At 58.8% G+C, this 24,945-nt stretch carries 23 protein-coding genes; 12 read left to right on the plus strand and 11 right to left on the minus strand.

The window, feature by feature from the left end:
- Positions 1-236: 236 nt before the first annotated feature.
- Both VGM18_03410 and VGM18_03415 read right to left on the minus strand, forming a co-directional pair.
- Positions 237-2,375 carry a TolC family protein gene (locus VGM18_03410; GenBank protein HEY3972023.1) on the minus strand — a complete coding sequence of 713 codons (2,139 nt, stop codon included), beginning with the start codon at positions 2,373-2,375 and terminating at the stop codon, positions 237-239.
- A 248-nt stretch (positions 2,376-2,623) separates the two neighbouring features.
- A complete protein-coding gene (locus VGM18_03415) occupies positions 2,624-4,699 on the minus strand; it encodes a TolC family protein (GenBank protein ID HEY3972024.1) in 2,076 nt (691 codons plus the stop codon).
- Between the two features lie 378 nt (positions 4,700-5,077).
- On the opposite strand from VGM18_03415, the gene truA reads away from it, so the two are divergent.
- From truA to VGM18_03430, 3 genes are read left to right on the plus strand one after another with little or no spacing between them, the layout of a single operon-like run.
- Positions 5,078-6,007, plus strand: a complete 930-nt coding sequence (gene truA / locus VGM18_03420; protein HEY3972025.1) for a tRNA pseudouridine(38-40) synthase TruA — start codon at positions 5,078-5,080, stop codon at positions 6,005-6,007.
- 21 nt (positions 6,008-6,028) lie between these two features.
- Positions 6,029-6,709, plus strand: a complete 681-nt coding sequence (locus VGM18_03425) for a CPBP family intramembrane glutamic endopeptidase (protein HEY3972026.1) — start codon at positions 6,029-6,031, stop codon at positions 6,707-6,709.
- Positions 6,710-6,766: 57 nt separating this feature from the next.
- Entirely contained in the window at positions 6,767-8,338 is a 1,572-nt protein-coding gene (locus VGM18_03430) for an aldehyde dehydrogenase family protein (protein HEY3972027.1), read from the plus strand.
- A gap of 47 nt (positions 8,339-8,385) precedes the next feature.
- Here the strand turns inward: VGM18_03430 and VGM18_03435 are convergent, their stop codons facing one another.
- Positions 8,386-8,775, minus strand: coding sequence for a cupin domain-containing protein (locus VGM18_03435; GenBank protein HEY3972028.1), 390 nt, complete (start codon positions 8,773-8,775; stop codon positions 8,386-8,388).
- Positions 8,776-8,839: 64 nt separating this feature from the next.
- Between VGM18_03435 and VGM18_03440 the strand changes: the two genes are divergently transcribed.
- From VGM18_03440 to VGM18_03475, 8 genes are all read left to right on the plus strand, one after another.
- The gene (locus tag VGM18_03440; protein HEY3972029.1) at positions 8,840-9,337 is read left to right on the plus strand and encodes a hypothetical protein; all 498 of its coding nucleotides are present in this window, start codon (positions 8,840-8,842) and stop codon (positions 9,335-9,337) included.
- A gap of 146 nt (positions 9,338-9,483) precedes the next feature.
- Positions 9,484-9,834 (plus strand): hypothetical protein, encoded by a 351-nt coding sequence (locus VGM18_03445; GenBank protein ID HEY3972030.1) that lies wholly within the window; start codon positions 9,484-9,486, stop codon positions 9,832-9,834.
- A gap of 172 nt (positions 9,835-10,006) precedes the next feature.
- Entirely contained in the window at positions 10,007-11,254 is a 1,248-nt protein-coding gene (locus VGM18_03450) for a LeuA family protein (protein ID HEY3972031.1), read from the plus strand.
- Positions 11,255-11,256: 2 nt separating this feature from the next.
- Positions 11,257-12,153 carry a 2-dehydropantoate 2-reductase gene (locus VGM18_03455; GenBank protein HEY3972032.1) on the plus strand — a complete coding sequence of 299 codons (897 nt, stop codon included), beginning with the start codon at positions 11,257-11,259 and terminating at the stop codon, positions 12,151-12,153.
- A 128-nt stretch (positions 12,154-12,281) separates the two neighbouring features.
- Complete coding sequence (locus VGM18_03460; GenBank protein HEY3972033.1) at positions 12,282-13,559, plus strand: M20/M25/M40 family metallo-hydrolase; 1,278 nt, start codon at positions 12,282-12,284, stop codon at positions 13,557-13,559.
- Positions 13,560-13,669: 110 nt separating this feature from the next.
- Entirely contained in the window at positions 13,670-15,388 is a 1,719-nt protein-coding gene (locus VGM18_03465) for an amidohydrolase (protein HEY3972034.1), read from the plus strand.
- Positions 15,389-15,703: 315 nt separating this feature from the next.
- On the plus strand, positions 15,704-17,305 hold the full coding sequence (locus tag VGM18_03470) for a Do family serine endopeptidase (protein HEY3972035.1): 1,602 nt from the start codon (positions 15,704-15,706) through the stop codon (positions 17,303-17,305).
- A gap of 126 nt (positions 17,306-17,431) precedes the next feature.
- Complete coding sequence (locus VGM18_03475; GenBank protein ID HEY3972036.1) at positions 17,432-18,118, plus strand: peptidoglycan-binding domain-containing protein; 687 nt, start codon at positions 17,432-17,434, stop codon at positions 18,116-18,118.
- Between the two features lie 134 nt (positions 18,119-18,252).
- On the opposite strand, the gene VGM18_03480 is transcribed toward VGM18_03475, so the two are convergent.
- The 8 genes from VGM18_03480 to VGM18_03515 all read right to left on the minus strand — a co-directional run bounded on the left by VGM18_03480 (position 18,253) and on the right by VGM18_03515 (position 24,093).
- A complete protein-coding gene (locus tag VGM18_03480) occupies positions 18,253-19,038 on the minus strand; it encodes a CpsB/CapC family capsule biosynthesis tyrosine phosphatase (GenBank protein HEY3972037.1) in 786 nt (261 codons plus the stop codon).
- Positions 19,039-19,164: 126 nt separating this feature from the next.
- Entirely contained in the window at positions 19,165-19,557 is a 393-nt protein-coding gene (locus VGM18_03485) for a type II toxin-antitoxin system VapC family toxin (protein HEY3972038.1), read from the minus strand.
- A 24-nt stretch (positions 19,558-19,581) separates the two neighbouring features.
- Entirely contained in the window at positions 19,582-19,821 is a 240-nt protein-coding gene (locus VGM18_03490) for a type II toxin-antitoxin system Phd/YefM family antitoxin (protein ID HEY3972039.1), read from the minus strand.
- Positions 19,822-19,981: 160 nt separating this feature from the next.
- Positions 19,982-20,356, minus strand: a complete 375-nt coding sequence (locus VGM18_03495) for a DUF5615 family PIN-like protein (protein ID HEY3972040.1) — start codon at positions 20,354-20,356, stop codon at positions 19,982-19,984.
- Positions 20,353-20,583: a DUF433 domain-containing protein gene (locus VGM18_03500; protein ID HEY3972041.1), complete on the minus strand. Its 231-nt coding sequence runs from the start codon at positions 20,581-20,583 to the stop codon at positions 20,353-20,355. The genes VGM18_03495 and VGM18_03500 overlap by 4 nt, the downstream gene beginning before the upstream one ends.
- Positions 20,584-20,650: 67 nt before the next feature.
- Positions 20,651-21,925 carry an aminotransferase class I/II-fold pyridoxal phosphate-dependent enzyme gene (locus tag VGM18_03505; protein HEY3972042.1) on the minus strand — a complete coding sequence of 425 codons (1,275 nt, stop codon included), beginning with the start codon at positions 21,923-21,925 and terminating at the stop codon, positions 20,651-20,653.
- A 54-nt stretch (positions 21,926-21,979) separates the two neighbouring features.
- The gene (locus VGM18_03510) at positions 21,980-22,366 is read right to left on the minus strand and encodes an energy transducer TonB (protein ID HEY3972043.1); all 387 of its coding nucleotides are present in this window, start codon (positions 22,364-22,366) and stop codon (positions 21,980-21,982) included.
- Between the two features lie 191 nt (positions 22,367-22,557).
- Positions 22,558-24,093, minus strand: a complete 1,536-nt coding sequence (locus VGM18_03515; protein ID HEY3972044.1) for an aldehyde dehydrogenase family protein — start codon at positions 24,091-24,093, stop codon at positions 22,558-22,560.
- A gap of 167 nt (positions 24,094-24,260) precedes the next feature.
- Between VGM18_03515 and VGM18_03520 the strand changes: the two genes are divergently transcribed.
- Positions 24,261-24,908 carry a cysteine hydrolase gene (locus VGM18_03520; GenBank protein ID HEY3972045.1) on the plus strand — a complete coding sequence of 216 codons (648 nt, stop codon included), beginning with the start codon at positions 24,261-24,263 and terminating at the stop codon, positions 24,906-24,908.
- Positions 24,909-24,945 lie beyond the last annotated feature (37 nt).

Consider the following 24,945-nt stretch of genomic DNA (forward strand, 5'->3'; position numbering starts at 1 on the left):
GGACTCGGAATTGTCTCACACTGGATTGATTCGGGGACGTGGTTAAGAAGGCGCGGATGGTGTCTGCGAACAGCAGGTCCCTCGACTGCGTCTTGCGATTGGTGAGGCCAATCGCAAGTCTACGCTCGGGATGACAAGGGTACAAAAACTTCAGGAAGTGTTCCCGCGGGAACACTTTTATGACAATGTTGTACGTACATTTACTGAATTGTAAGTACATGCTTGCCCGGTTCCTCTTACCTGGTTCCTCCCGGAGGCGAGGCTCGAACCGGGGGTGCGGACTGATCCGCCGGCGCTGGGTTCGTCACTGGGGCCACATAGGGGACGTTCGGCAAGTGCGTGACCTGGCCGCGGGTGGCTTCGGCGACGTTGATGCCGGCGTGATCGAGGAGCAATCCCGTGGCGCGATCGAGTTCGATGCGCGACTTCTCATAGGCGGCTTTCGCCGACACCAGATTGGATTCGCCGGTCGTGAGCGTGGCGGCGTCCTGAAGGATTGCGGTTTGGGTGGTGAGTCCAACTCTTAGTTTCTGCTGATCGGCGTCGAGAGTTTGGCGCGCGAGATCGACCGCGGACTGTGCGGCTTGCACGGCCACACGATTCTGGCGCACGTCGAATTGCGCGTTGCGGACCTCGATCCGCACCTGATTCTCCAGTTGCCGCTCCCGCACCTGTGCCTGCCGAAATTCCAATTCGCCGCGCACCTGGTTCGATTGCGCCAGGCGATTGCGAATTGGAATGTTCAGGGAAAGGCCAATCCCTTTGTCGGGAGCGGTTGAATTCACAAGTTGTTGTAAGGTTCCGCCATAGCTCATTGAGTTGGCACCGTTAAATACTGGCGGGGAGGTGCAGGCGGCGCCGGAAGATAATGTGCACTGCGGGTTCAGGTTTCCACCAAGGCCGGAACCACCGTAGTAGGCGAAGGCATCGAGGGTGGGCAACAGTGCATTGCGGACAGCCTTGTTGCTGATGTCGCGGGAGTTCAGGTCGATGCGCGACTCCACCAGTTCGGCACGATGCTGAAGTGCATCATTAATCATCTCCTGGATCGGCATTACCGGTTCCTGCTGCGGAAGTTCCTCGGTTGACGTGGGGATGACGTCGGCCTCTGCCAGCAGAGGATCGTCGATGCTGCGGCTAAGGGCATTCTTCATCAGCAATTCCTGAAGTTGCAAATTGTTCTGGGCCACGATCAGATTCTGCTGGTCGGTAGCGACCGTGCTCTGGGCGCTGACCACCTGGATGGGAGGGACGGTTCCCACCTGGGACTGGCGCTTGGCATCGTCGAGCGCCTTTTGCCCATAGGTCAGGGCTTCCTGCTGAACGCGCACGTTTTCGTAGGCGAAGACCAGATCCCAGTACATATTTTCGATTTGGTCCACGGTGGTGATGACTTGCAGGCGGAAGGCGACGTCGGAAATCTCGCGATTGTTTTTAGCGATACGGATGAAGCGCGTGTTGGAGAGAAGCCCGAAGCCTTGCAGCAGATTTTGCGAGACCTTGAATTGAAAGTTCGAGCCCAGTTGCGGGGTGAGCAGGCTGGCGGTGCTGTTGGTGGTGAGATGGGTATTATTAAAGCCCGCGGTCAAAGTAGTGCCCCACTGAAATCCCTGGGTATAGCCCAAGTCGGCCGTATAAGTATTTTGGGCAATGATGCCGCCGGGTGCGGGGCTAAAGACGCTGGTCGATATGGTGTTATTTTTGTCGAGCTGCAAGCTGCCCGTGAGCTGAGGATCGAAGCTGGTAATGGGCGATCCGATGCCGAGAGTGGAACTAACCAGTCCGTTGGTGCCAGTGCCGGCGCCGCCGGCGGCGATGGTTGTGCCTCCGGTGCCGGAACCGACGGTGCCGCCGAGTCCGCCGACGCCGCCGCCGGGCGTGTTCTGCACGATGCCGGTATTGACGCCGAGAATGGTGGCGCCGGACTTGGCGCGCAGCAGGTCGGCTTCGGCGATGTTGAGATTGTAGCGCGCAATGTCGAGATCAAGATTGTTCTCGAGGGCGAGAGCGACGGCGTCGTCAATGGACAGATAGATCTTGCCGTCGCGCATGAGCGCGTCGATGCGCGGGGAGTTGCCGAGATTAGGCGGCGCCAGTTGCTGCTGCTTGTAGGGTAGCAGCAGATGCGGAAAGGCCGAGCGGGGAACGGAATAATCTTTTAGCAGAGCGGGCTGGGAGAGAGCGGGCTGGGGCTGCGCGGGTTCGGGCGCGGCCGGAGGCACGGCCTGCGCAGCGGTAGCGGTGGGAGCAGCAGCCTGTGCAGACAAGCGGGGCGGGACAGTCGCGACAAAAACGGTAGCCATCAGAATGAATAAGATGGACGCGAGCGCCAGGGGCAACCGCCGGACGACAGAAGTTAGACGCGATGAGAGCATAGGTCTTCTCCTTGCAGATCTCGTTGCTGTCTGTTGCATAAGGGGCATGCAGGCTTGCGATCGGGACTTGCCATCTGCGCTCAATGTGCAGTAACGCGAGCTTTGGATGCAATCAAGTGTCACTCCATCTTAGCGGGAGAAGTTTCCGGGAAACGCCGGGGGATTGTAAAGAATTGTGCGGCGGAAATGAAATGAAGAGGCGCCGCCGTCCGGCCAAGACAACGGCGCCCTGTAGAAGCGTACACAGCCTACTGCGGTGGCGGTGGCGTGGCCGACGGCAAGTCTTTGCGCGGGGCGACGTCGGGAACGTTGGGCATACGGGTGACTTGACCCTTGGCGGCGTCGTCGACGCTGACTCCCGCGCGGTCGAGCGTTGAACCGACCGCGCGATCGAGTTCGACACGCGATTTTTCATAAGCGGCCATGGCCGAGACGAGTGTCGATTCCGCCGTCGCCAGAGCGCTGCGGTTCTGTAAAACCAGCGTAGTGGTGGAGGTGCCGAACTGGAATTTTTTCTGTTCGGCGTCGAGCGATTGTTTCGCATAATCCACCGCGGCTTGGGCGGAAGCGACGCTGGCTCGATTCTGCTCCACTCCAAACTGGGCGTTGCGCACCTCGATGCTGATGCGGTTTTCGGTTTGTTGCAGCGCCATCTGGGCCTGCTGATACTCCAGCTCGGAGCGGATCTGCACGGCTTGCGCGGCTCGATTGCGGATCGGGATGTTCAGAGTCAAACCGACGCCTTTATCGGGATTGGAAGAGTTCACGAGCTGGTTCAAGGTGCTTCCGATAGGCGTGGTTGGAAACGTAAAATCCAGGCCGCTGGGGCCACCAGTCGGACTGGCGCAACCGAATTCAAGCTGTAATTGGGTCGGAGGGTTCGCGCATACGCCGAGAGGACTCTGATTACCGCCAATTCCGGCTCCGCCGTAATAGGCGAATAGGTTCAGCGTAGGTAGCAGCGCATTGCGCACCGCCCGGTTGCTGATCTCAGTCGTATTCAACTGGATGCGTTGCTCCACAACATCAGCTCGATGCCTTAGCGCTTCGTTCACCAAATCTTCAGTGGGCTGTATCTGTTCGTTCTGCGGCACTTCCATAGTGGATGTGGGGATCACTTCCGCGCTCGCCAGGTGAGGATCGCGCAGCGTGCGGCTGAGCGCATTCTTCATCAGCAACTGTTCTAACTGCAGGTTGGTTTGAGCAACCGTGAGCAACTGCTGGTCCTGCGCCACCGTGCTCTGAGCACGAACCGCTTCGATCGGGGCTAGGCTGCCGATCTCCACTTGTTTCTTGGTGTCGGAAAGCGTTCTTTCGGCAAATGCCAGGGACTCCTGCTGCACGCGCATGTTTTCGTAGGCGTATACCAGATCCCAGTACATGTCTTGAATCTGGTTCACTGTGGTGATGACTTGCAGGCGGAAGGCTACATCCGACAGCTCGCGGTTGTTCTTGGCGATTCGAATGAAGCGGGTATTGGCGGGGAAGCCAAGTCCCTGGAGAATCGGCTGAGTGAGCGTCAGTTTAAAATTAGAGCTTAGGGACGGGCTCACAGCGGAGAAGAAGCTATTCGTCGTTTGCCTGCTGTTATTGAAGCCTATCGATAGATCCGTGCCCCAATGGAAGCCCTGGCTGTAAGTAAAATTCACCGTGCCAGTATTCTGAACCAGGTGCGACCCCGGTTCGACCCCCTGGAAGATGCTAACTGCGGTCTGGGAGAGATGATCTTCCTGTAGCGTGCCGGTGACGATCGGGTCGAAACTAGTGATGAGGGAGCCCATACCCAGCGTGGAGCCGACCAGTCCGCCTGCGCCTGCGCCCGCTCCGCCTGCGCCGAGGCTGGTGCCGCCGGAGCCGGAACCGACCTGCGAGCCGAGGCCGCCGACGCCCGCGCCAGGAGTGTTCTGCACGATACCCGTATTGACCCCGAGCGTGGTGGCGCCGGCGCGCGCACGCAACACGTCAGTATCGGCAATGTTCAAATTGTAGCGCGCGATGGCGATGTCGAGATTGTTCTCCAGCGCCAGCGCGACCGCGTCATTCAACGACAGGTAGATCTTGCCGTCGTGCATGAGCTGGTCAATCCGCGCCGTGTTCGCCAAATTAGGCGCGGAAAGGTGGCGGGCCGTGTAGGGTCCGATGGGGTTGGGAAAATGAGACACCGGCCGGGCGTAGTTCAGTGCCGGCACCGGCTTTGTTTCAGGCGTGTTCTGCGGGGTCGGGGCCGTGGGCGGCTCCTGAGCCAGGGATGTAAGGGTCAGGGTAGCGAATAAGCAGGCAGCGGCGGCGAGCCGTACGGTCGAGGCTAAACGTGCAAATGGCATCTACTCTTCTCCGTTGATATAAGAACCGAACCGATTAAGGTCCTACTGACTGAATTCTTGCGAATACACCCATCTTCAATGCACTTGCTTCAATGCACTTGGGTTTCGTCTGCGACGCCAAGACACCCCAAAAATAACGTTCTGTCAGGCGTTGGTACGCTAAAGACTGGCGGAAGGTTCCAGAAAGCCGGAAGAAAGTTGACCCTTCACGTCCTGCTGCTGGTTCGAACTCGTCCGATAGTCTCGAAGCTCGGAAGTCGGCGGAAAGCATTCAGTATAGCTGACTGGAAGTGCGCTTGACCTGCACCGCATCGCTGCTCGATCCGATGCATTTCGAACTTGTATATTTCGAACTGGTACATTGCTTTGGAAGCCAGAATGCCATTGGATGAAGCGGCCGGGGCGGGGGACTCGAAAGATCGTGACTCGAAAGATCGTAATGCGCAGGATCGTAGTTTGAAAGATCGTAGTTTGAAAGATCGTAGTTTGAAAGATCGAGGGATGCGCAATCTCAAATTGATTCTCTCCTACGACGGAACCGAATTTTCGGGATGGCAAGTGCAGCCCGATGCTCCGACAGTGCAAGGCACACTTGCCTCAGCCATTGGACGCATTACCGGCGAAAAGGTATTGCCGCAGGGGTCAGGCCGGACCGACGCGGGAGTACATGCGTTGGCGCAGGTTGTGACATTTGTCACGGAGTCTTCCGTTCCTACAGAGAATTTTGTGAGGGCGCTGAACGATAATTTGCCGGCGTCGGTGCGCGTGCTGGAAGTCGCGGAGGCGGCGTCCGAGTTTCATGCGCGACATTCGGCGCGGGCGAAGACGTATCGGTATCGAATTTATCGGGAGGCGATCCGTCCGCCATTTTTGGCGCGGTACGTGTGGCATTATCCGTATCCTCTGGTCGAAGAGGCGATGGAGCGGGCGGCGGAATTGGTCGTGGGCGCGCACGATTTCACTTCGTTTGCCGCGGTGGATCCGGAGCGGGCTACCGATGACCTAAGGTGCGAGAAGGACGTGAACCACGAAGGAAATGAAGGCTCACGAAGGAACCCAGTGGGATCCAATGTGCGGAGGATTTTTTCTTCATCCTGGGAGCGTACGGGCGACGAGTTGGTCTATACGGTGAGAGGTTCGGGATTCTTACATCACATGGTGAGAAATCTGGTGGGGACGTTCATTCTCGTTGGCAAAGGAACGTTGCAGATCGAGGACCTGGGTCGCATTCTTGCAGCACGCAATCGTTCGGCGGCCGGTGCGACGGCGCCGGCGAGCGGATTGTATCTGGTTAGTGTTGAGTATTAAGGAACGGAGTCGCCCGTAAACATGCAGGCAACCCAGCAAAAGCTGCGCGACAGCCTATGGTTGGCTCTGATCGAGTTCGCCATGGTCGCGGGATTGTTCGTCGCAGATATTTATCATCACATTTATCTGAGCAAGACCCCCTATTTGTTCCTGCTGGGATGGATTTCGCTCCGACTGCGTGGAATGAGGTGGAAGGACGTTGGCTTTACGCGGCCGCGCAGTTGGGGGAAAGCTCTGCTGCTCGGAGTTACGGTTGGGATCGGCATGGAAGTGATGGAATTATTTGGCACACAGCCGCTTCTGGCGCGATGGTTGGGAAAGATGCCCGATCTGTCGGATTTCGCCGGGATGGTTGGCAATCTGAAGATCTTCCTGATTTACCTGATTCTGGTTTGGACTCTGGGAGCGTTGGGAGAAGAGATCGTTTATCGCGGCTACCTGATGAATCGAGTGGCTGGGTTGTTTCGCAATACCAGAGCCGCCTGGGTGGTGAGCTTGATCGCAGTCAGCATTGTTTTCGGGTGCGGACATCTCGATCAGGGAGCCACCGGCATGGTTGAGAATGTGTGGGACGGGCTGCTGCTCGGTGCGCTATATCTGGCGTGCGGACGGAATCTGGCGGTGCCGGTAATCGCCCATGCGTGTACCGACACTTTGGATTTTGTGCTGATCTATCTGGGGAGATATCCGGGGATGCATTAGACATCGAACGAGCGAAGGCGTAGCGGAGCTACGTTTCTGCAGGCTACGGTTTTCTTCATGACTCTTCATCTGCAAATCGCGGCAGCGAAGGTTAGGTCGGTGAATCCGGCGACGGGCGAAGTTCTGCGTGAGATCGAGTGCGCGGGGGGAAGCGAAATCTTCGCTGCCGTAGAACGAGCGCGCATGGCTCAATCTGCCTGGGCTGAGTTGGGACTGCGCCGGCGGATTGGCGTGGTGCGCGAGTTTCAGCGCCGTCTGCACGATAAGAAATCAGAGGTAGCAGCCGCCATCACACGCGAGGCGGGGAAGCCGCTCGTGGAAGCGTTGGCCACCGAGGTGTTGGTGGTACTGGATGCCGCGCGATTTCTTATCGACAACGCATGGCGGCTATTGCGCGATGAACCGGTGCCGCATGGAAACCTCGCCACCAAGCTCAAGACTGGATATCTGGTGCACGAGCCACATGGCGCGATTGGAATTATCTCGCCCTGGAATTATCCATTCTCGATTCCGGCCACGGAGACCCTGGCGGCGCTGGTGGCAGGCAACGCTGTGGTTCTGAAACCCTCAGAATTGACGCCGCTGGCAGCGCTGGAGTTGGCGTCGTTGCTGCATGCGGCGGGCGTTCCTAAGGATGTATTTCAGGTTATCGTGGGCGACGGGCAAGCGGGGGCGGCGCTGTTGCGGTCACCGATCGATAAGCTGGTATTTACTGGCAGCGTCGCGACAGGAAAAAGAATTGCCGCTGCGGCGGCCGAGCGATTGCTTCCAGTGGTACTGGAGTTGGGCGGGAAAGATCCGATGCTGGTGCTTGACGACGCCGATGTGGACGTAGCATCGAGCGCCGCGGTATGGGGAGCATTCGTCAATGCAGGGCAGGCGTGCCTTTCGGTCGAGCGCGTTTATGTGCATCGCAGTTTGTATGAACCCTTTGTAAAGGCTTGCGCGGACAAGACGAAGCGGCTGCGCATGGGCAATGGCATGGACGCCAACACCGATGTGGGGCCGATGATCCACGAGCGGCAGTTGAAAATCGTGGACGCCCACGTGGAAGATGCGAAATCGCGCGGCGCGCGGGTTCTGGCCGGGGGCAAGCGACTGCCGGAACTGGGAGCTAATTTCTACGCCCCCACAGTCCTGGCCGACGTGACGCATGACATGCGCGTCATGCGAGAGGAAACTTTCGGTCCGGTGCTGCCGGTCATGGCGTGCGCCAATGACGACGAAGCCGTACGGCTGGCCAATGAATCCGAATATGGGTTGGCAGCGAGCGTGTGGACGCGCGACCGAAAGCGCGGCGAACATCTGGCGCGGCGTATTCATGCCGGCACCGTGATGGTGAACGATGTGATTTCCTGTTTCGGCATCGGCGAAGCTCCGCATGGCGGCGTGAAGGCGAGCGGCGTGGGCCGGACGCACGGGCGATTCGGGCTCGATGAAATGGTGCGACTGAAGTATCTCGATATCGATCGGATGCCGGGGATGAAGAAAGTCTGGTGGTATGGGTACGGCGAGAGGTTACGGCAACAGATGGAAGGCTTTCTGGATATGCAGTTCGCCAGCGGGCTGGGGACGCGGGCGAGTGGGGCGGTGCGCGCGGCGGGGATGATGGGACGAAAGCGGCTGTGATCGGTACACGAGCTGTGTCTCTACCGTATGTCTCTTGGCATGATGACTTACTCGTTTAAGCGGTCGCCATGGCTGCGAGGCTGTGAGACTACCAGGAATCGCACTGGGACGGACGACGGGTTGCGGATCTGATGGCGCTGCCCCGGCAGCACGCGGATGCCGCTGCCAGCGGCCAGAAGCGTGGTTTGGCCTTCCACTTCCATCAAGACTTCGCCGACGAGGATGTAGAAAAACTGCTGAGCTTTCTCATGATGGTGGCGAATTTCGGCAGCGCCGGGCGGCATGAATTCTTCGATCACGCTGAGTTGTTCGTCGTTGACCAGGTACCACGCGTCGCAGTTGATTCCCCAGCGGTAGTGCTCCGCGTTGTCGCGGTTCACCAGGGCGGGGTGCGCGGGGCTGGCTTTCACCGAAGCGGAAGGGAGTTTTCGTGCCATGCTTTTTTCGTCTCCTGCAAACTCTAACAACCAGTGTAATCTGGTCGGCATGGGTGCGAACGAAATGAAATCGTCGAAACTGGCGGCCTCCGATTCGAAACGGGAATTGCTGCGGCACGCCCTGGCCACGATTGCTTATCGAGGCGGGAAAGCTGTCCGCAACGCGCCGGTGGGCTTCGACGAATTTCAGGCAGGCGCCGGGACGCGGACGCCGGGCGAAATTCTGGCGCATATCGGCGACCTGCTCGATTGGGCATTGTCGATCGCCTTGGGCGAGACGAAATATCGTACGTCCGCCGCTTTGCTGTGGGATCGGGAAGTAGGGCGATTTTTTGCGGCGCTGAAAAAGTTCGACGACTACCTCGCCTCCAGTAATCCGCTGCACGCCGCTCCCGAGAAGCTGTTTCAGGGGCCGATTGCCGATGCACTCACGCACATCGGCCAAATCGGCATTTTGCGCAGGCTGGCTGGGGGCCCGGTGAAGGGCGAAAGCTACTACGCGGCGAATATTGAAACCGGGAAAGTAGGTGCCGAGCAGGCCGCACCTAAACGCGAGTTCTGATTTCACCCGCGCCCGGTATTTCCCGGTTACAGGCCCAGCCCATAAGCCTTCCGCTGTAGTGTTTCGACGCGCGCCTTTCAGTTACAATGACCGCGTAAGGCCGAATCCGGCGGCGTTTGGGCCGCTCGAACGGGGGGGTAGATTCCTTGGCGACAAGCGAAGTGGCGGCGTCTGGCACGCACGGTGTTCCGCAGGATGTCCAGCAGCTTCCCAACCATAAAGTTAGGGTCAAAAAAGCGGGGCAGCGCGCCTGCAACGAGAAAAACGACAAGGGAAAATTCTGCGGCGGGCATTTAAAGCTTTGGTTTTACATGACCGACGTGGTTGAGCGCGCTTGCGGCGACGTGGAAAAAGCCTGGGGACCGAAGGCCGAAGTTTATCGCTGTGAAAACTGCAAAGCGCTGTATCTGCCGACGCCGGGCGAGGCCAAGATCAATGTCGCAGGGCAGGGCATGAAGTCGGTATTCGGGCTCACGCTGCCGCCGAAGGAGAAATAGCTAGGAGCTACTAGCTGCTAGCTCCTGGCTTCTAGCCAATGCGCCGGCACGCGGCATTTTGGAATTTGTGAACCCCTTGCGTCTGATTTTTTTTCTGGCCGACAGCCGAGGCGCCTGTCCCTACGTGAGTTTTGCTAGAAGCTAGCAGCTAGGAGCTAGAAGCTTCCTTCCCATGAACACTCCCGACCTCATCTACGACTGGAATCAGAATTATCCGCCGGGCATGAAGCCGTCCGGGCCGGTGTTGATTAACGACGAGACTCTGCGCGACGGGCTGCAATCGCCTTCGGTGCGCGATCCTTCAATTGCGGAGAAGATTGAGATTCTGCATTTGATGGAGACGCTCGGAATCCATTCGCTTAATTTGGGGCTGCCGGGCGCAGGGCCGCGTGCGGTTGAGGCCGTGACTGCGGTGGCCCGCGAGATCGCGGCGGGCAAAATGAAGATTCGCGCCAACTGCGCTGCGCGGACGCACGAGAACGATATTCGCCCGATCGCCGAGATCGTGCAGAAAACCGGGCTGGCGATCGAGGCTGCGACATTTATTGGGTCCAGTCCCATTCGCAGATTCACCGAAGGATGGACCGACGATTTTCTTTTGCAGACGGCAGACAAGGCCGTGAGATATGCGGTCTCGCTCGGGCTGAGCGTGATGTTCGTCACCGAAGACACCACGCGCTGCGATCCGGAGACGGTGAAAAAGCTTTATGCGACGGCGATCCAGTGCGGCGCGAGGGCGATCTGCATTTGCGACACCGCCGGGCATGCCACGCCCATGGGCGCGCTGGCGCTGGTGCGGTTTGTGATGGACGAAGTGGTGAAGCCCTCGGGCGAAAAGATTCGCGTGGACTGGCACGGGCATAACGACCGCGGTCTGGCGATTGCCAATTCCATGGCGGCGATCATTGCCGGAGCGAATTGCGTGCACGGATGCGCGATTGGCCTGGGTGAGCGCGTGGGCAACACGCAGGTCGACCAGATGCTGGTGAATCTGAAACTGATGGGCGTTGCGCCCTGGGGCGAACAGGACCTGACCAAGCTCAAGCAATATTGTCAGGCAGTCTCGCGAGCAACCGGAGTGCCGATTCCAGCGAATTATCCCGTGGTAGGCGACGATGCCTTTCGCACCGCGACGGGAGTGCACGCGTCGGCGATCGTCAAGGCATATCGCAAGGGCGATGTCCTGCTGGCGAATTCGGTGTATTCCGGAGTGCCGTCGCACATGTTCGGGCTGGAACAGATCATCGACGTTGGTCCGATGAGCGGGAAATCGAATGTGCAGTGGTGGCTGGAGCGGCACGGGATGCCGGTGAGCGACGAGATGGTCGATCGCATCTACCAACGCGCCAAGCAGAGCGACCATACGCTGAGCGAGGCGGAGATTTTAGAGTGTGTGTCGGCCGCCGCGCAGAAGAAGTGACTATGGCTCAGTTACGACATGCGATTCTCGGCGTCGGCGGTGTGGGTGGGATGATCGGGGCGTGCCTGGCGAGGTCTGAGGCGCCCGTGACCGTGGTCGTTAGGCCGGAATCGTTGGCGCAGTATCCTGAACAACTTCATCTGGAGAGTCCCTTCGGAAACTTCAGCGTGCCGGTTGCGCGCGCTGTGGAAGTTCCATCCTGCGATGTGCTCTGGATTGCCGTAAAAGCCACGCAACTGGACGCTGCGCTAGCTGCGCTGAAGAATCCTCAGGCCGTCACGGCGATCGTTCCTCTGCTGAATGGGATCGATCATCTTGCCGTGCTGCGCGCCAGATACGGGGCGGGGAAGGTGATTGCCGCCACCATCGCCGGCGAGATGGAAAGGGTTGCCCTCGGACGCATCGTGCATCGCACACCCTTTGCGCGTCTGAATATGTCGGCGGCGGGACGGCCACTGCTCGGGCCGACTCTCGACGAGCTTCAAAAACTGGGCTTCGAGTGCCGCTTCATCGACGACGAAGCGACCCTGATGTGGGGCAAACTTGTCTTCCTCGCACCGTTCGCGTTGACCACGACCGCGGCCGATAAAACCGTAGGCGAGATTTTTGCTGATCCGGAGTGGAGAGCACTGGGACTGGCCTGCGTTCGGGAAGCCAGCGCCGTTGCCAAAGCGGAAGGTGCGAAGGTGGACGCTGAAGCCGTTATCGCCGCTGCGACCAAGATGCCGGGGACCATGCGCAGCTCGATGCAGAAAGATGTCGAGCGCGGCAATGCGCCGGAACTCGACGCAATTGCCGGACCGATTCTGCGCGGCGGCGCGCAGCACGGCATCGACGTGTCAGCGACGAAGAAACTGGTTGCGGCGGTCGAGCGCAGGGCCGCCACTCCCATCTCCTAGGCGATCTCAACAGGGTCAATCCTGAGCGGCCAACCGGCCATCGTTTCGCCCGCTCTTCGGTAATCGTGGTTCCCCAGGTTAACAATCCCTAATCTCCTCGACCCGTTGTAAACTTACGCCATACCTTCATGAGCCCGAATTCCCCGCGCGCGGACATGTCCGACCTAACGCCGTCGGTTAAGCAGGACGTGCAGCAGGAAGTGGCTCGCCTGGCGGCATCCCCAGAGGTGCGGTCGGCGTTCAACTGGTTTCGCACGCAAGAGCCGCAACTGACGCAGTGGCAAATGGAGATGGCGCGGATTCCGGCGCCTCCATTTGGAGAGTCGGCGCGGGCGGCCTGGCTGGCGGAGCGCTTTCGCGAAGTCGGGCTCGACGATGTGCGCATCGACGATGTGGGGAATGTGTTCGGCACGCATCCCGGCTTTGGACGGCGGTATGTTGCTTTGAGCGCGCATATTGATACGGTTTTTCCCGCGAACACGCCGCTGAATATCCGGCAGCAGGGCAGCCGTATCTACGGGCCAGGAGTCTCCGACAATGGCGCAGGGGTGGCGGCGCTGCTGGGGATTGCGGCGCTGCTGCGGAACGTGCGGGTACGGCATTCGCTGCCGTTTGTGTTTATTGGAAATGTCGGCGAAGAGGGCGAGGGCGACCTGCGCGGGATGCGCCACATTTTTTCGACGCCGCGCTGGAAAGATTCCATTGCCTACAGCCTGGTGCTCGATGGCGCGGGAGCGGACACGATTGTAGCCGAGGCGTTGGGCAGTCGCCGCTTTGAGGTGATTGTGCGCGGGCCGGGCGGGCATTCGTGGAGCGATTTTGGAGCGCCCAATCCGATTGTGATTTTGGCCAAGGCCATCGAAATGTTTGCCGCGACTCCGGTTCCTGCGACTCCGAAGACGACGTTCAATATCGGCGTCATTCGCGGCGGAACTTCGGTGAATTCCATTCCCGAATCGGCCAGCATGAAAGTCGATATTCGCTCGACCTCCATGGCGGAGATGGAGCGACTGGAGCAATCGATGCGGCTGGCCCTGAACCGCTCCGTCGACGACGAGACCATGGGGGCCGAGATGCGCTCGTCGGCCCAGAAGCGGCCTTCGGGCGTGAGTTGTGAAGTTGTGGTGATCGGGAACCGTCCGGCGGGAGAGTTGCGCGCGGGAGCGCGGATTTTGCAGGTGGTGCGCGCAGTTGACGCCCAGCTGGCGAACGCAGCCCAGGTGCAACGGGCGTCGACCGATGCGAACATTCCTCTGTCGCTGGGACTGGAGGCGGTCGCCATCGGCGGCGGCGGCTCAGGTGGCGGAGCGCACACCTTGCAGGAATGGTTCGATTCCAATGGGCGCGAACTGGGCTTGAAACGAATCTTATTGACCATGCTGGCGCTGGCGGGGGTGGGGGAATGAATCTGGGTCACTGCCGTGGTGCGAGTCAAGGCCGTGCGAGTCAAGCCGGTGGAAGAGCGGCCCTTCAGGGCCGCGTAAGTCGCCTCAGATCAAATGCGGCTTTAGCCGCTGTGGCATTGTTGTGCGTGGTCGCGTTCCGCCCGTCAGCGATGGCGCAGACTCCCGCGCCAGGCGCCGCACCCGATACCAGGCCGAGGGCCGACATCATTTTCACGCACGCGAACGTTTATACCGGCGTGCCGGCCGATACGCCATTCAGTTCGATTCTGCGCGAGGAAGCGATTGCCGTGCGCGGGGACCGCATTCAGGCTGTCGGGAAGGCCATCGATATCGAAAAGCTGAAAGGCCCGCAGACTAACGTCATCGATTTGGGCGGACATTTTCTCATGCCCGGATTGAATGATGCTCACCTTCATCTTGACGATGCCGGGATGACGAAGCTGAGTGTCGATCTGACCGGCGTGAAATCTTTAGACGAACTGCGCGGAAAGGTGGCGAAGAAAGTCGAAGAATCGAACGCGGGCGACTGGATTCTGGGATCGGGCTGGGACGAGACGCTATGGCCGGTGAAAGCCACTCCAACCCGCTGGGATCTGGACGAAGTTTCGGGCGGACATCCTGTATTTCTGGTTCGCATCGACGGGCACATTGCCGTGGCGAATACGCGCGCGCTGCAGTTGGGCAGCATCACCCTGGCCAGCCGCGATCCACAAGGCGGGCGGATCGACCGCAACGAAAATGGCGAGCCTACGGGAATCCTGAGGGAAACGGCGCAGGCCGCGGTGCTGGGAGTGATTCCAAAGCCGACGCACCGTTTGCGACGGCAGGCGCTGGAATTGGCTCTCGCAGATCTAACGGAACATGGCGTAACTTCGGCGCAGGATTATTCGCCGAACTGGGAAGATTTTCAGATCTACGAAGAGTTGGAAAAAGAGGGCAAGCTCACGGTCCGCATCAGCGAGTGGTTGCCCTTCGACGAGCCATTGGAGGAGTTGGACAAGAAGCGCAACTCGCATCCGCAGTCGGATTTGATGCTGCACACCGGCATGCTGAAAGGTTTCATGGATGGTTCGCTGGGCTCGCACACGGCAGCAATGCTGGAGCCCTACTCGGATGATCCGACAAATTCCGGCTTGCCGCGTTACGAAGCGGCAAAGCTGAATGAGATGACGAAGGAGCGCGTGCTGGCCGGCTTCCAGATTGGCTTTCATGCAATCGGCGATAAGGGAGTACAGATGGGACTTGATGCTTTTGCCGAAGCGGAGAAGGCAGCGCACGAGGCGCATGTGAAAGCGCCGGACGGCGGCGACGACTTTCGTCTACGCATCGAGCACGCGCAGGTGACCACGCCGGCGCAAATTGCCCAGTTCAAAACGCTGAAAGTCATTGCTTCGATGCAGCCCAGTCATGTGCTCAATGACATGCGCTGGGCGCAGGACCGCCTGGGGCCCAAGCGCGCAGCGACCTCCTATGCGTGGCTGGCCTTCCTGAATAAAAATGTGACGCTGGCCTTTGGCACCGATTATCCGGTCGAGCCGGTCACGCCGTTCCGCGGGCTTTATGCCGCCACGACGCGCCGAAGTGAGAATGGCAAGCAGGAATATTTTCCCGAGCAGCGAATCACGATGGATCAGGCTATCGCGGCCTACACGCAGGGTTCAGCATTCGCGGAGTTTGAAGAGAAGGAAAAAGGTAAGCTGGTGCCGGGGATGCTGGCGGACCTTGTCGTCCTCGACCGCGATCCGGCGGCGTCGTCACCGGAGAAGTTGCTGGGCACTAAGGTGCTGCGCACGGTGCTGGGCGGCAAGACGGTGTACGAGGCGAAGTAAGCACCCATATCAATTGCTCGTTAGTCGGCATGTAGGTCGCTTCCCGAAGCTCCAACTCGTTGTTCATCGGTGTTCGTCGATCGTCGACCCTTGATCGTCAACCCCTGATTGCCAACCCGTTTCTTGCTTCCCCCACAGAAACAGGAATTGCGCCCTAGGCACGGAAATTGGGCCTGCGGTAGCCCCTGGCGTGAAACGAATTTGCCGGTTTCAGCGTCTAATGTTGGATGGTGGTTTACTGCCTTGTGTTGAACTTGGTTCCCGGGGTAAGCGGGTATAATACAAGGGGTTAAAGATTTTCGGAGGAAAGTAGACATGGATTCGCGCGCAATCTGGATGCGCATCAAGGCTCATGGCTGGGCCTACACGCTGAGTATTGTGGCAACGCTTGCCGTCGGCATTTTGATCGGGACGGTGGTTTCCTACGGCGTTAAAGGGAAAGAAGGGCAAAAGAGCGAGGCAACGCCGCTTAACATGCCCTCGCCGCAGCAAATGTCGAATACGTTTTCGCAGATCGCGAAACAACTGGAACCGAGCGTGGTCAATATCAACACGGAATCGACCATCAAGAACGTCCACAAGCGACGCGGACAGAATCCCGACGACGATGACAGCGATAACGGCGGGATGGACGATTTCTTCAAACACTTCTTCGGCGGTCCCGGCGGACAGGGTGGTCAGGGCATGCCCGGAGCTCCCGGAGGGCCGGGAGATGGATCCATCCGCGAGCGTTCGCTGGGCTCCGGCGTAATCGTCGATCCCAAGGGATACATTGTCACCAATCGCCACGTGGTCGAAAAGGCGGATCGCATCCGGGTTCGCTTCGAGGATGATCCTCCCGGCGTACAACATGATGCGAAGGTCATCGGCACCGATCAGGAAACCGATCTGGCCGTGATCAAAGTGGATATCGACCGCGTGCTGCCGTCGGCGAAGATGGGCAATTCTGACAGCATGCAGGTGGGCGATTGGGTTCTGGCGGTGGGCAGTCCGTTCGGGCTGTCCGAGACTGTGACCGCCGGAATTGTTTCGGCCAAGGGTCGCGACATTGTTCCCGGCCGCCAATTCCAAACGTTCATTCAGACCGATGCCGCCATCAATCCCGGCAATTCGGGCGGTCCGCTGGTCAATATGAACGGGGAAGTGATCGGCATCAACACCGCGATTCTTAGCGAGACCAACGCTTATGCAGGCGTCGGTTTTGCGCTGCCCTCGAAGACTGTAGTCGATGTTTACAACCAGTTGACCGGGCCGGAACACAAGGTGTCCCGCGGCTCGATTGGCATCATGTTTGATGCGGTTGAAAATCCGGCGATTGCACGGGTCTATGGTTCGGGAACCGGTGTAACTGTCTCGAGCGTAGTGCCGGGCAGCCCAGCGGATGCAGCGGGATTGAAAGTAGGCGACACTATTACCAGCGTCGATGGCAAGAAGGTGAGTAAGGGCTCGGAACTGGTGGCCGACATTGCCTCGCGCAAGCCGGGATCGAAGGTCAGCCTCAGCTTCCTGCGCAACGGCAAGACGCAGGAAACCTCCGTGACCATTGCAGATCGCGCCAAGCTGTTTGCCGCTCGTCTCGGCGATGAGCAGGAGAACGATGACGAGAGCACTCCCAAGCAGAGCAAGTTTGGCGTGACCGTTCGCAAAGTGACCCCGGAAATGGCCGACCGCCTCGACATGCCGGCAGGCAGGGGCGTAATCGTGCAAGATGTAAAGCCTGGGTCGTTCGCTGAGGATATCAACCTGGGACGCGGCGACATCATTCTCGAAGTCAATAAGCAACCGGTCAACAGCGAAGACGACTTCGCGAAGATTGAGTCGAGCCTGAAGAGCGGCCAGGACGTGGTGTTTCTGGTGCGCTCGCGGGGTTCGTCGCGGCAGGATGGAACCATCTTCCTGGCCGGTACACTTCCGTAACTGAATCTGGCCCAACGGGAACTGGCGCTGTAGCGTCCAATCGAGGATGATTACAATGCTGGCGTCCGTTGGGCTTTTTGTTGGTGCGGGCTGCAGCCGCGCAGGATTTAGGTGAAGGCTTTTAAGTTGAGAAACTGGGGACAAATTCGCCGAGCGCATCGTGCCGCCCTGGGTGGACTGATGATCCTGGCGTGCGCGGCGGCTTTCGGCCAGAGCGCAGACAAGAGTCCGAGCGCCGATTCAGCCTCCAGCAGTCCGGCTACCGCGAAGCCTGCCGCACCTGCGCATCGCAAATCCACAGCGAAGCCGGCCGGCGGCGCGACGAAATCGACTTCATCACGCAAGACTCAGACCTCCAGAACTCAGACGTCAAAGACTCATACGGCATCGACCGGCAAGCATACCTCGCGAAAAAAGTCAGCGCGCGTGCGCGGCCAGCAAAAGATCGATTCGGAACGAGCCCAGGCCATTCAGGAAGCGTTGATTCGCGAGCACTATCTGAGCGGCGAAGCAACCGGCACGTGGAACCAAGCCAGCGAAGAGGCGATGCGACGCTACCAGGCGGATCAGGGCTGGCAAAGCAAAACGGTTCCCGACTCGCGCGCACTCATCAAACTCGGGCTCGGCCCGAGCAAGGACCATCTACTGAATCCTGAGAGCGCAATGACCACGGTTCCAGACCAGCCCAGGGCCGAGCCCCTGTCCACCACGTCACATACCGCCGTGCCTGCGGCTGATCCAGCGTCCGCCACTTCGGCGCCCGCCACTCCGGTTCCGCCCACCGACCCGGACGATGCCTCTCGGCCGCAGTAGGAAGGCAGCATTTAGCATTTGGCGATTAGCACATAGCTCGGCGAGCGTATGTATTGGGCCCACGGATCGAGGTGCGTGATCCTGCTTTTGCGGAAGGTACAGACGCGACGTGGCTAAATGCTAAATGCTAAGTGCTAGCTGCTGCCCTTCCGATAGCTGCCCAGCACCGGCCGCGGAAAATATGGCAGAGTTTCATTGTTGATGATGGCGCGCGGGTTATTTTCAACCAAGGCCCCGGCGATCTCCTCTCCGCAGATTTCCGCAGCGGCGTCGCGCGCCCGGGAAAGATTTGGGACGCGCTTTTCCGTATCATGAGCATCGCTGGCAAGTACGTGCACCGCCTGATGTTCGAGGAGCCATAGCGCCGCGCGGCGGGATCGGTCACCCCAGAATCCCGTCAGCGCCGAGCCGGTAATCTGAATCACGCAGCCCTGATCGGCCCACTCCAACACGCGCTGCGGATGCTCGCGCAAAATTGGATTACGCTCGGGATGGGTGATGACCGCCGTAAGGCCGCAGTCTCCGAGCTTGAAAAAAGCATCCCCGATCTGTTCCGGAATACTGTAGTTGCTGAACTCGACCAGCAGGTAGCGTGTCTCGCCGATGACGTAGCGGGCGGGATGTTCGACGGCGTCCCGGACGTTATCAATTGAAAGATGAAAGTCGCAGCCGAGGCTCAACTTGAGGGAATCGCCGATGAGTTGTTGCAGATGCGCGACGAGCCCCTGGAGATACTCGCGGTCATAATGATAGCGGTCGTTGGCGTGCGGCGTGGCCACCATGTGGGTAATGCCATCCTCGGCCGCCATGCGGCACATGGCGACAGCTACGGCCCAGGATTTGGGACCGTCGTCTACTTCCGGGAGGATGTGAGAATGAATGTCAACCACGATGAGATACGAACTCCGGCACGCCGCCACGTGCGTCTCAGTCGATTTAATCAGATTCGAGAGTAAAGAGAAAGCGAGGCAAACGCCTTTTACCGCAAAGGGCGCGAAGGTAATTTCGCAAAGGCCGCTAAGAAAATCGATCTCTGCAAGTCGGGTTCACCAGATGGTTGGGATGGCGCGCGATTTGCGGATCTCGCGGTCGGCGGTGACCAGGGGAATATCTTCCACCAGCGCAGTCGCGCCGATAATCCTGTCGGCAGGGTCCTTCGGATAGCGGGACGGAAGTTCGTACGCCTGAAGGGCGATGTTGGCTGTGATCGGGAGGACGACGAAGCGACGTTCGACCTCGGCCAGAACGGTTTCTGCGTCAGGAATCAAATTGATTTGTCCGCAACTCCCAAGTCGTGCGATCTCAAGAAATGTGATGTCGGAAACTGCCAGGCCGCGATCTTGCCGACGCGCATCCTCAATCTTTGACCGGGCCGCTGAAGATATGCGCTGATACTCCTGAGCAAGCCATATCACCACGTGTGTGTCGAGCAGAATCATCAGGAGCAGAATCGGAAGAGAAGATCAGTAGAGATCGCCCCACTCCTCGGGACTAAGTATCGGAGAGACGATGTCACCTTTGATCTCGATTTTCCCTTTACCCTTGAGGAAACCGAAGATGTCGTCCTTCTCCTGCTCGACGGGAACGAGTTTGGCCACGGGCTTTCCGCGCTTGGTGATGACGACCGCTTCGCGCTTAGCCTGAACTTCATCCATCACCTTGAGGCAATGGACTTTGAAAGCGCCGGCCGGCATGGTTTTCATGGCACAGATTCCTTTCGATCATGGTCATTATACCATGGTCATAGGTCCATATTCATTAGCGTTGCGAATGCAAGGAGTATGCGAGGCGCGTGCCGGCAGTGCCACGGGCATTAAACTGAAGAGGTACTTTCCCGCCTTCTTGGAGCGTCTAGAATCGGAGTCATTCCTTTCGCGTCAACGGCAACAGGCGCACTCGTAGTCGCTGGGGATCGACAGTCAGTAATGCGCCAGCCTCAAGCTCGGATTCCATGTGATGGAGAGCCGCAATGACCTGCGGCCCGACCGACTGCGGACTGACGTCATCGGTCCGTAACTGCACGACGCTTGGTTTTTCTCCGTGAGTGGCGGCGAGGATGCCGCCGAAATCCATGTCATGTGTGAGGACGACACAATTGTGTTCGGCCGCGTAGGCCATGATTTCGGAATCGGGCGCATCGCCCCGGCCAACGGCGGACCAGTGCAATGCCTCGAATCCTACGTCTTTTAACAAAGTCGCCCAGCGCGGAGAGAGGTTCATGTCGACCAGCAACTTCATGCGCCCGGAAGAACAACTTCGCGCTCTTCCGCGAGCCACGCGGCGTAGCGAAGAGCTTGCAAGATATCTTCTCGTTCGAGATACGGATAATCGGCCAGAATTTCTTCAATCGTATGTCCGGCGCCGATCTGTCCCACAACCATGCCGACCGTAACTCGCAGACCTCGAATGCAGGCCTTGCCTCCCATGACGCCGGGCTCCTGGGTAATGCGTTCAAACCGCGTCATCCAAGTTCTCCCTTCGATGATCATTGAGCAGAGAATACCACGAAGTTTCGCAATTCCTTCCTGCCTGCTACGTGTTCCCATATCTCTCCCAAATAAACTCGGCAATCCCCTCGTACGCCTTGGTCAACGTCTGCTCATCCGGCAGGAACACGATGCGGAAGTGCTGCGTGCCGGGTTTTTGTCCGAAGCCGGAGCCATGCACGACCATGACGTGCTTCTGCCGAATCAGTTCCTTCACAAACGTTTCATCGCTCTCCGGGATATCGATTTTGGGGTAAGCATAGAAAGCCCCGCGCGGCGCGACGCAGCTCACCCGGGGCGTCGCCTCGCACCATTTCTGTGTGAGATCGCGGCGGGAGCGCAGTTTGCGCTGCACTTCAATGAGATGATCCTGCGGCCCTTCCAGCGCGGGCTTGATCGCATACTGCTCGGGATGATTGGCGCAGAGGCGCGCGCGCAACAGGCGATGCACGCCCTCAGTGTAAGTTTTCACCGCGGCGGCATCTCCGGAGACGATGCCCCATCCGATGCGCCATCCCGGTACGAGATAATTCTTCGACATGCCGCCAAACGTCACGCATGGCACATCAGGCGCGACCGACGCGAACGCGATGTGTGCAGTATCTTCCAGAATCAATTTGTCGTAGATCTCGTCCGAAAAGACGATCAGATTGTGGCGGCGCGCCAGTTCGGCAATTTGCTCAAGCATTTGCCGCGTGCACAGCGCCCCCGTCGGATTGTTGGGATTAATAATTACAATCCCGCGAGTGTGCGGCGTAAGCTTCCGCTCGATGTCAGCCAGCTCCGGCTGCCAGACATCCTCTTCATTGAGGTCGTAGGCGTTGAGCCGGATACCCAGCTTGCACAGCACTGCCGAATACAACGGATAGTCCGGGCTGGGAGTCAGCACGTCCTCACCCGGGTTCACCAGCGCCGAAAGGCAGAGGTCGACAGTCTCGCTCACGCCGGAAGTTACGAAAACATCCCGCACCGTCGCGATGCCCTTCCGCGCGGCCTCGCCGCGAATCGCCTCGACCGCTTCGGGAATTCCGGGCGATGGCGCGTAACCGTTCTTCCCGTCGCGCATGGCTTTGTAGACGGCTTCAATGATGTGCGGCGGCGTCTTGAAATCAAAGTTCAGCGGGTCGCCGACATTGAGCGGCAGCACTTTGTGTCCCTGCGCGATAACTTCGTCGGCCACGCAGGCCAGATCGCGAATCGCATAACGAACGTTGTCGAGGCGGGCGGCGGCGGAGATTTCGTGCGCTGGGCTGATGGGGGTCATGGAAAACGTTGCCGCGACCTGCGAGACGTTACGGCTCAGCAGAAATTCTAAATGCAAGGAGCGCAGTTAGGATAGAAATCTGCAATTCGTCAACTGCGTCTCTCTGGGCGTTTACTGTTGGTTCGGATGGAAGACGAACACGGTTTCTTCAAGGGTCTGTGCCGGTCCGGGCGCATATTTCCAGCGCATGACCGCCTCGGCAGCATATTGCGAGAGCATGGGATTGCCGCCTTTCGCCTCCACCTTCGAAACGCTTCCGTTCGGAAGCACGGTGGCTTCTAGGCGTACCTGACCTTCAAAATGGCCATTCCTCAGGACGTAAGGATATTCTGGCTCGACCCTGATCACGATCTTGCGATGGGGTTTAGGCGCACCAGCGTCCTGGGCGAGAAGGCGCGGAACGAAGAAAAGCATAGAGCACGAGAACAACGCCAGCGTGACAAGCGCGCTTTTAAGGCCGCTCAGGGTGCGGCTGCTGCGAAGCAAACGATCTGACATCGAAGGTCTCACGGCTTGAGATTTGAGACTCGGAGGGTAGCCCCACTAGAAAAGGTAGGTTGTGATGGACACCCGCGCAAGGTTACCAACGTGCGGCTAAAAGCTTTAACCACAGAGAGCCGGAACCACACAGTGTAAAACTTCTGGATCATTTACCCGGTGCGACTCCGTGCCCTCTGTGGTTGAGGGACTTAGTCTTCCCGGTCGATCTGCGCTTTCTGGAGCTTGTCGGAATAATCCACGTAAACCGACTTCCACTCGGTGTAGAAGTCGATAGCGCCAATGCCGCCTTCGCGGTGACCGTTGCCGGTAGCCTTGGTGCCGCCGAAAGGCAGGTGGACTTCAGCGCCGATCGTAGGCGCGTTAATGTACGTGATGCCGGCGTACAGGTCGCGAATTGCCGAGAATGCCTTGTTCACATCTTTAGTGTAGAGCGCCGACGATAGCCCGTATTCAATGCCATTGGCGATTTCGATGGCTTCTTCGAGATCTTCGCACGGGATGATCGAGACGACCGGCCCAAAGATTTCTTCCTGCGCAATGCGCATTTTCGGGTCGACGTCGGTGAACACAGTCGGCTCCATAAACCAACCGTGCTGGTAATCGCCCTGGTCGAGGCGATTCCCTCCGCACACCAATTTCGCGCCTTCGTTCTTTCCAATCTCGACATAGCTGAGGTCGGTCTCAAGCTGCTTTTCGTTCACGGCCGGACCCATCTGCACGGCTTCATCCAGGCCGTTTCCGACTTTGAGCTTCTGGGCGCGATCGACGAGGCGATCGACGAATTCGCGATACACGCCCTTCTGCACGATCATGCGGCTGGTTGCGGTGCAGCGCTGGCCAGTGGTGCCGAATGCGCCCCAGAGTCCGCCTTCAATGGCGAGGTCGAGGTTAGCGTCGTCGAGCACGATCATAGGATTTTTTCCGCCGAGTTCGAGCGAGCAGTGCTTGAAACTCTTGGCCGCGATGCCGCCGATGATTCGCCCCACGGCAGATGATCCGGTCAGCGAGATAGCCCGCACGTCGGCGTGTTCGGCGAGCGGCGTTCCGACTTCGGGGCCAAATCCTGCGACCACGTTGATCACGCCCTTGGGCAACCCAGCGTCGGTGAGCGCGCGCACCAGATTGAAAGTCGAGAGCGGCGTATCCTGCGCGGGCTTGATGACGCAGGTATTGCCGCAGACGATGGCCGGCAGCAGTTTCCACGACGAAATCGCCATGGGAAAATTCCACGGCGTAATCATGCCGCAGACGCCAATGGGCTGGCGTACGGCCATTGCGAACTTGTTAGGCATTTCCGAAGGCACGGTCGGACCAAACAGCCGGCGCCCTTCGCCGGCGTTGTAGTAGGCGGCGTCGATCGCTTCCTGCACATCGCCGCGGGTCTCGGCGAGAACCTTGCCCATTTCCCGCGTCATCTCGCGGGCATATTCTTCCTTGCGCTCGATCAAAATTTCCGCGGCGCGAAAGACGATCTCGGCGCGGCGCGGCGCCGGAACCAGTCGCCACTTGGCGAAGGCACGCTTGGCGGCGGCGACGGCTGCGTCCACGTCAGCCTTAGCAGATTTCTGAAAGATGCCGACCAGGTCGCGCGTATCGGCGGGATTACGATTCTCAAACGTTTCGCCGGTCGAGGCATCGACCCACTCGCCGTCGATGAAATTCTTAAAAACTCTGGTCTTGCCGAAGCTGAGCGTGGCCGGAGAGGCCAAAGTATCGGTTGCCATGATTTCTCCTCGTTTCCTATGAATGCCCAAGAATAATTGTCTGTATTGATGCTACAGGGGATAGAGAAGGTGCAGCAACTCAATCCAGCCGTCGATACCCACGAGCCGTATGATCGCAGGACAGGACCGGAGATAGAATTGATTCGACACGAGAGGATTAGAAAACGATGGAGACGTTTAACGGATTGAGCATTCCACGATCAACCGAGGAGTTGATTTCCCGGCGAGACACGGCGCTGCTAATTTATGACATGCAGGTGGGAATCGTTCGCCAGGTACCCGGCGGGCAGGAGATTACAGGCAAGGTCGGCAGAGTCTTGACGGCGGCCAGAAGGGCTGGGATTCGAACTTTCTTCACCAGACACATGTCGTTGCCGAAGGCGCTGATGGGCGCCTTTCAATATCGCACGGCAATGGCGTGGCAGCGCGTCGAGACTCCGGATCAGGTGAAGCCGATGTTTCTCCCCGACAGTCCTGCATTCCAAATCGTTCCGGAGTTGCAGCCGCAGCCCGATGAAGCGATCGTGGACAAAATCATGATGTCTGCCTTTGCCGGAACATTTCTCGAAATCGCTTTGCGCGATTGCGGCATAAAAAGTTTCATCATCGTAGGCATAGCGCTCGAAATCGGAATCGATCCAACCTGCCGCCACGGTTCGGACCTCGGCTTTTGGCCGATCCTGGTTCGCGATGCCTGCGGCTTCGGCAACGAGGCCGCCGCCAATCACTCCCTCGCGTCGCTGGAGCACATGGGAGACACAACAATTACGGACGTCGAAACACTATGTGACTTGATGGCGAAGACGGCTAGTTGATGCGTGTCTGTCGTGTGGCGAGCTGACGGGTGGCCCA

It is taken from the genome of Candidatus Sulfotelmatobacter sp., assembly GCA_036500765.1.
Taxonomy (GTDB): domain Bacteria; phylum Acidobacteriota; class Terriglobia; order Terriglobales; family Acidobacteriaceae; genus Sulfotelmatobacter.

Excerpts from the sequence above, each read along its gene's own strand:
- VGM18_03410 (HEY3972023.1), bottom strand. The coding sequence starts at position 2,375 with ATGCTCTCATCGCGTCTAACTTCTGTCGTCCGGCGGTTGCCCCTGGCG.
- VGM18_03495 (HEY3972040.1), bottom strand. The coding sequence starts at position 20,356 with ATGAAGTTGCTGGTCGACATGAACCTCTCTCCGCGCTGGGCGACTTTG.
- truA (HEY3972025.1), top strand. The coding sequence starts at position 5,078 with ATGCCATTGGATGAAGCGGCCGGGGCGGGGGACTCGAAAGATCGTGAC.
- VGM18_03515 (HEY3972044.1), bottom strand. The coding sequence starts at position 24,093 with ATGGCAACCGATACTTTGGCCTCTCCGGCCACGCTCAGCTTCGGCAAG.
- VGM18_03440 (HEY3972029.1), top strand. The coding sequence starts at position 8,840 with ATGAAATCGTCGAAACTGGCGGCCTCCGATTCGAAACGGGAATTGCTG.
- VGM18_03435 (HEY3972028.1), bottom strand. The coding sequence starts at position 8,775 with ATGGCACGAAAACTCCCTTCCGCTTCGGTGAAAGCCAGCCCCGCGCAC.
- VGM18_03490 (HEY3972039.1), bottom strand. The coding sequence starts at position 19,821 with ATGAAAACCATGCCGGCCGGCGCTTTCAAAGTCCATTGCCTCAAGGTG.
- VGM18_03415 (HEY3972024.1), bottom strand. The coding sequence starts at position 4,699 with ATGCCATTTGCACGTTTAGCCTCGACCGTACGGCTCGCCGCCGCTGCC.
- VGM18_03510 (HEY3972043.1), bottom strand. The coding sequence starts at position 22,366 with ATGTCAGATCGTTTGCTTCGCAGCAGCCGCACCCTGAGCGGCCTTAAA.
- VGM18_03500 (HEY3972041.1), bottom strand. The coding sequence starts at position 20,583 with ATGACGCGGTTTGAACGCATTACCCAGGAGCCCGGCGTCATGGGAGGC.
- VGM18_03425 (HEY3972026.1), top strand. The coding sequence starts at position 6,029 with ATGCAGGCAACCCAGCAAAAGCTGCGCGACAGCCTATGGTTGGCTCTG.
- VGM18_03520 (HEY3972045.1), top strand. The coding sequence starts at position 24,261 with ATGGAGACGTTTAACGGATTGAGCATTCCACGATCAACCGAGGAGTTG.
- VGM18_03485 (HEY3972038.1), bottom strand. The coding sequence starts at position 19,557 with ATGATTCTGCTCGACACACACGTGGTGATATGGCTTGCTCAGGAGTAT.
- VGM18_03470 (HEY3972035.1), top strand. The coding sequence starts at position 15,704 with ATGGATTCGCGCGCAATCTGGATGCGCATCAAGGCTCATGGCTGGGCC.
- VGM18_03455 (HEY3972032.1), top strand. The coding sequence starts at position 11,257 with ATGGCTCAGTTACGACATGCGATTCTCGGCGTCGGCGGTGTGGGTGGG.
- VGM18_03430 (HEY3972027.1), top strand. The coding sequence starts at position 6,767 with ATGACTCTTCATCTGCAAATCGCGGCAGCGAAGGTTAGGTCGGTGAAT.
- VGM18_03450 (HEY3972031.1), top strand. The coding sequence starts at position 10,007 with ATGAACACTCCCGACCTCATCTACGACTGGAATCAGAATTATCCGCCG.
- VGM18_03460 (HEY3972033.1), top strand. The coding sequence starts at position 12,282 with ATGAGCCCGAATTCCCCGCGCGCGGACATGTCCGACCTAACGCCGTCG.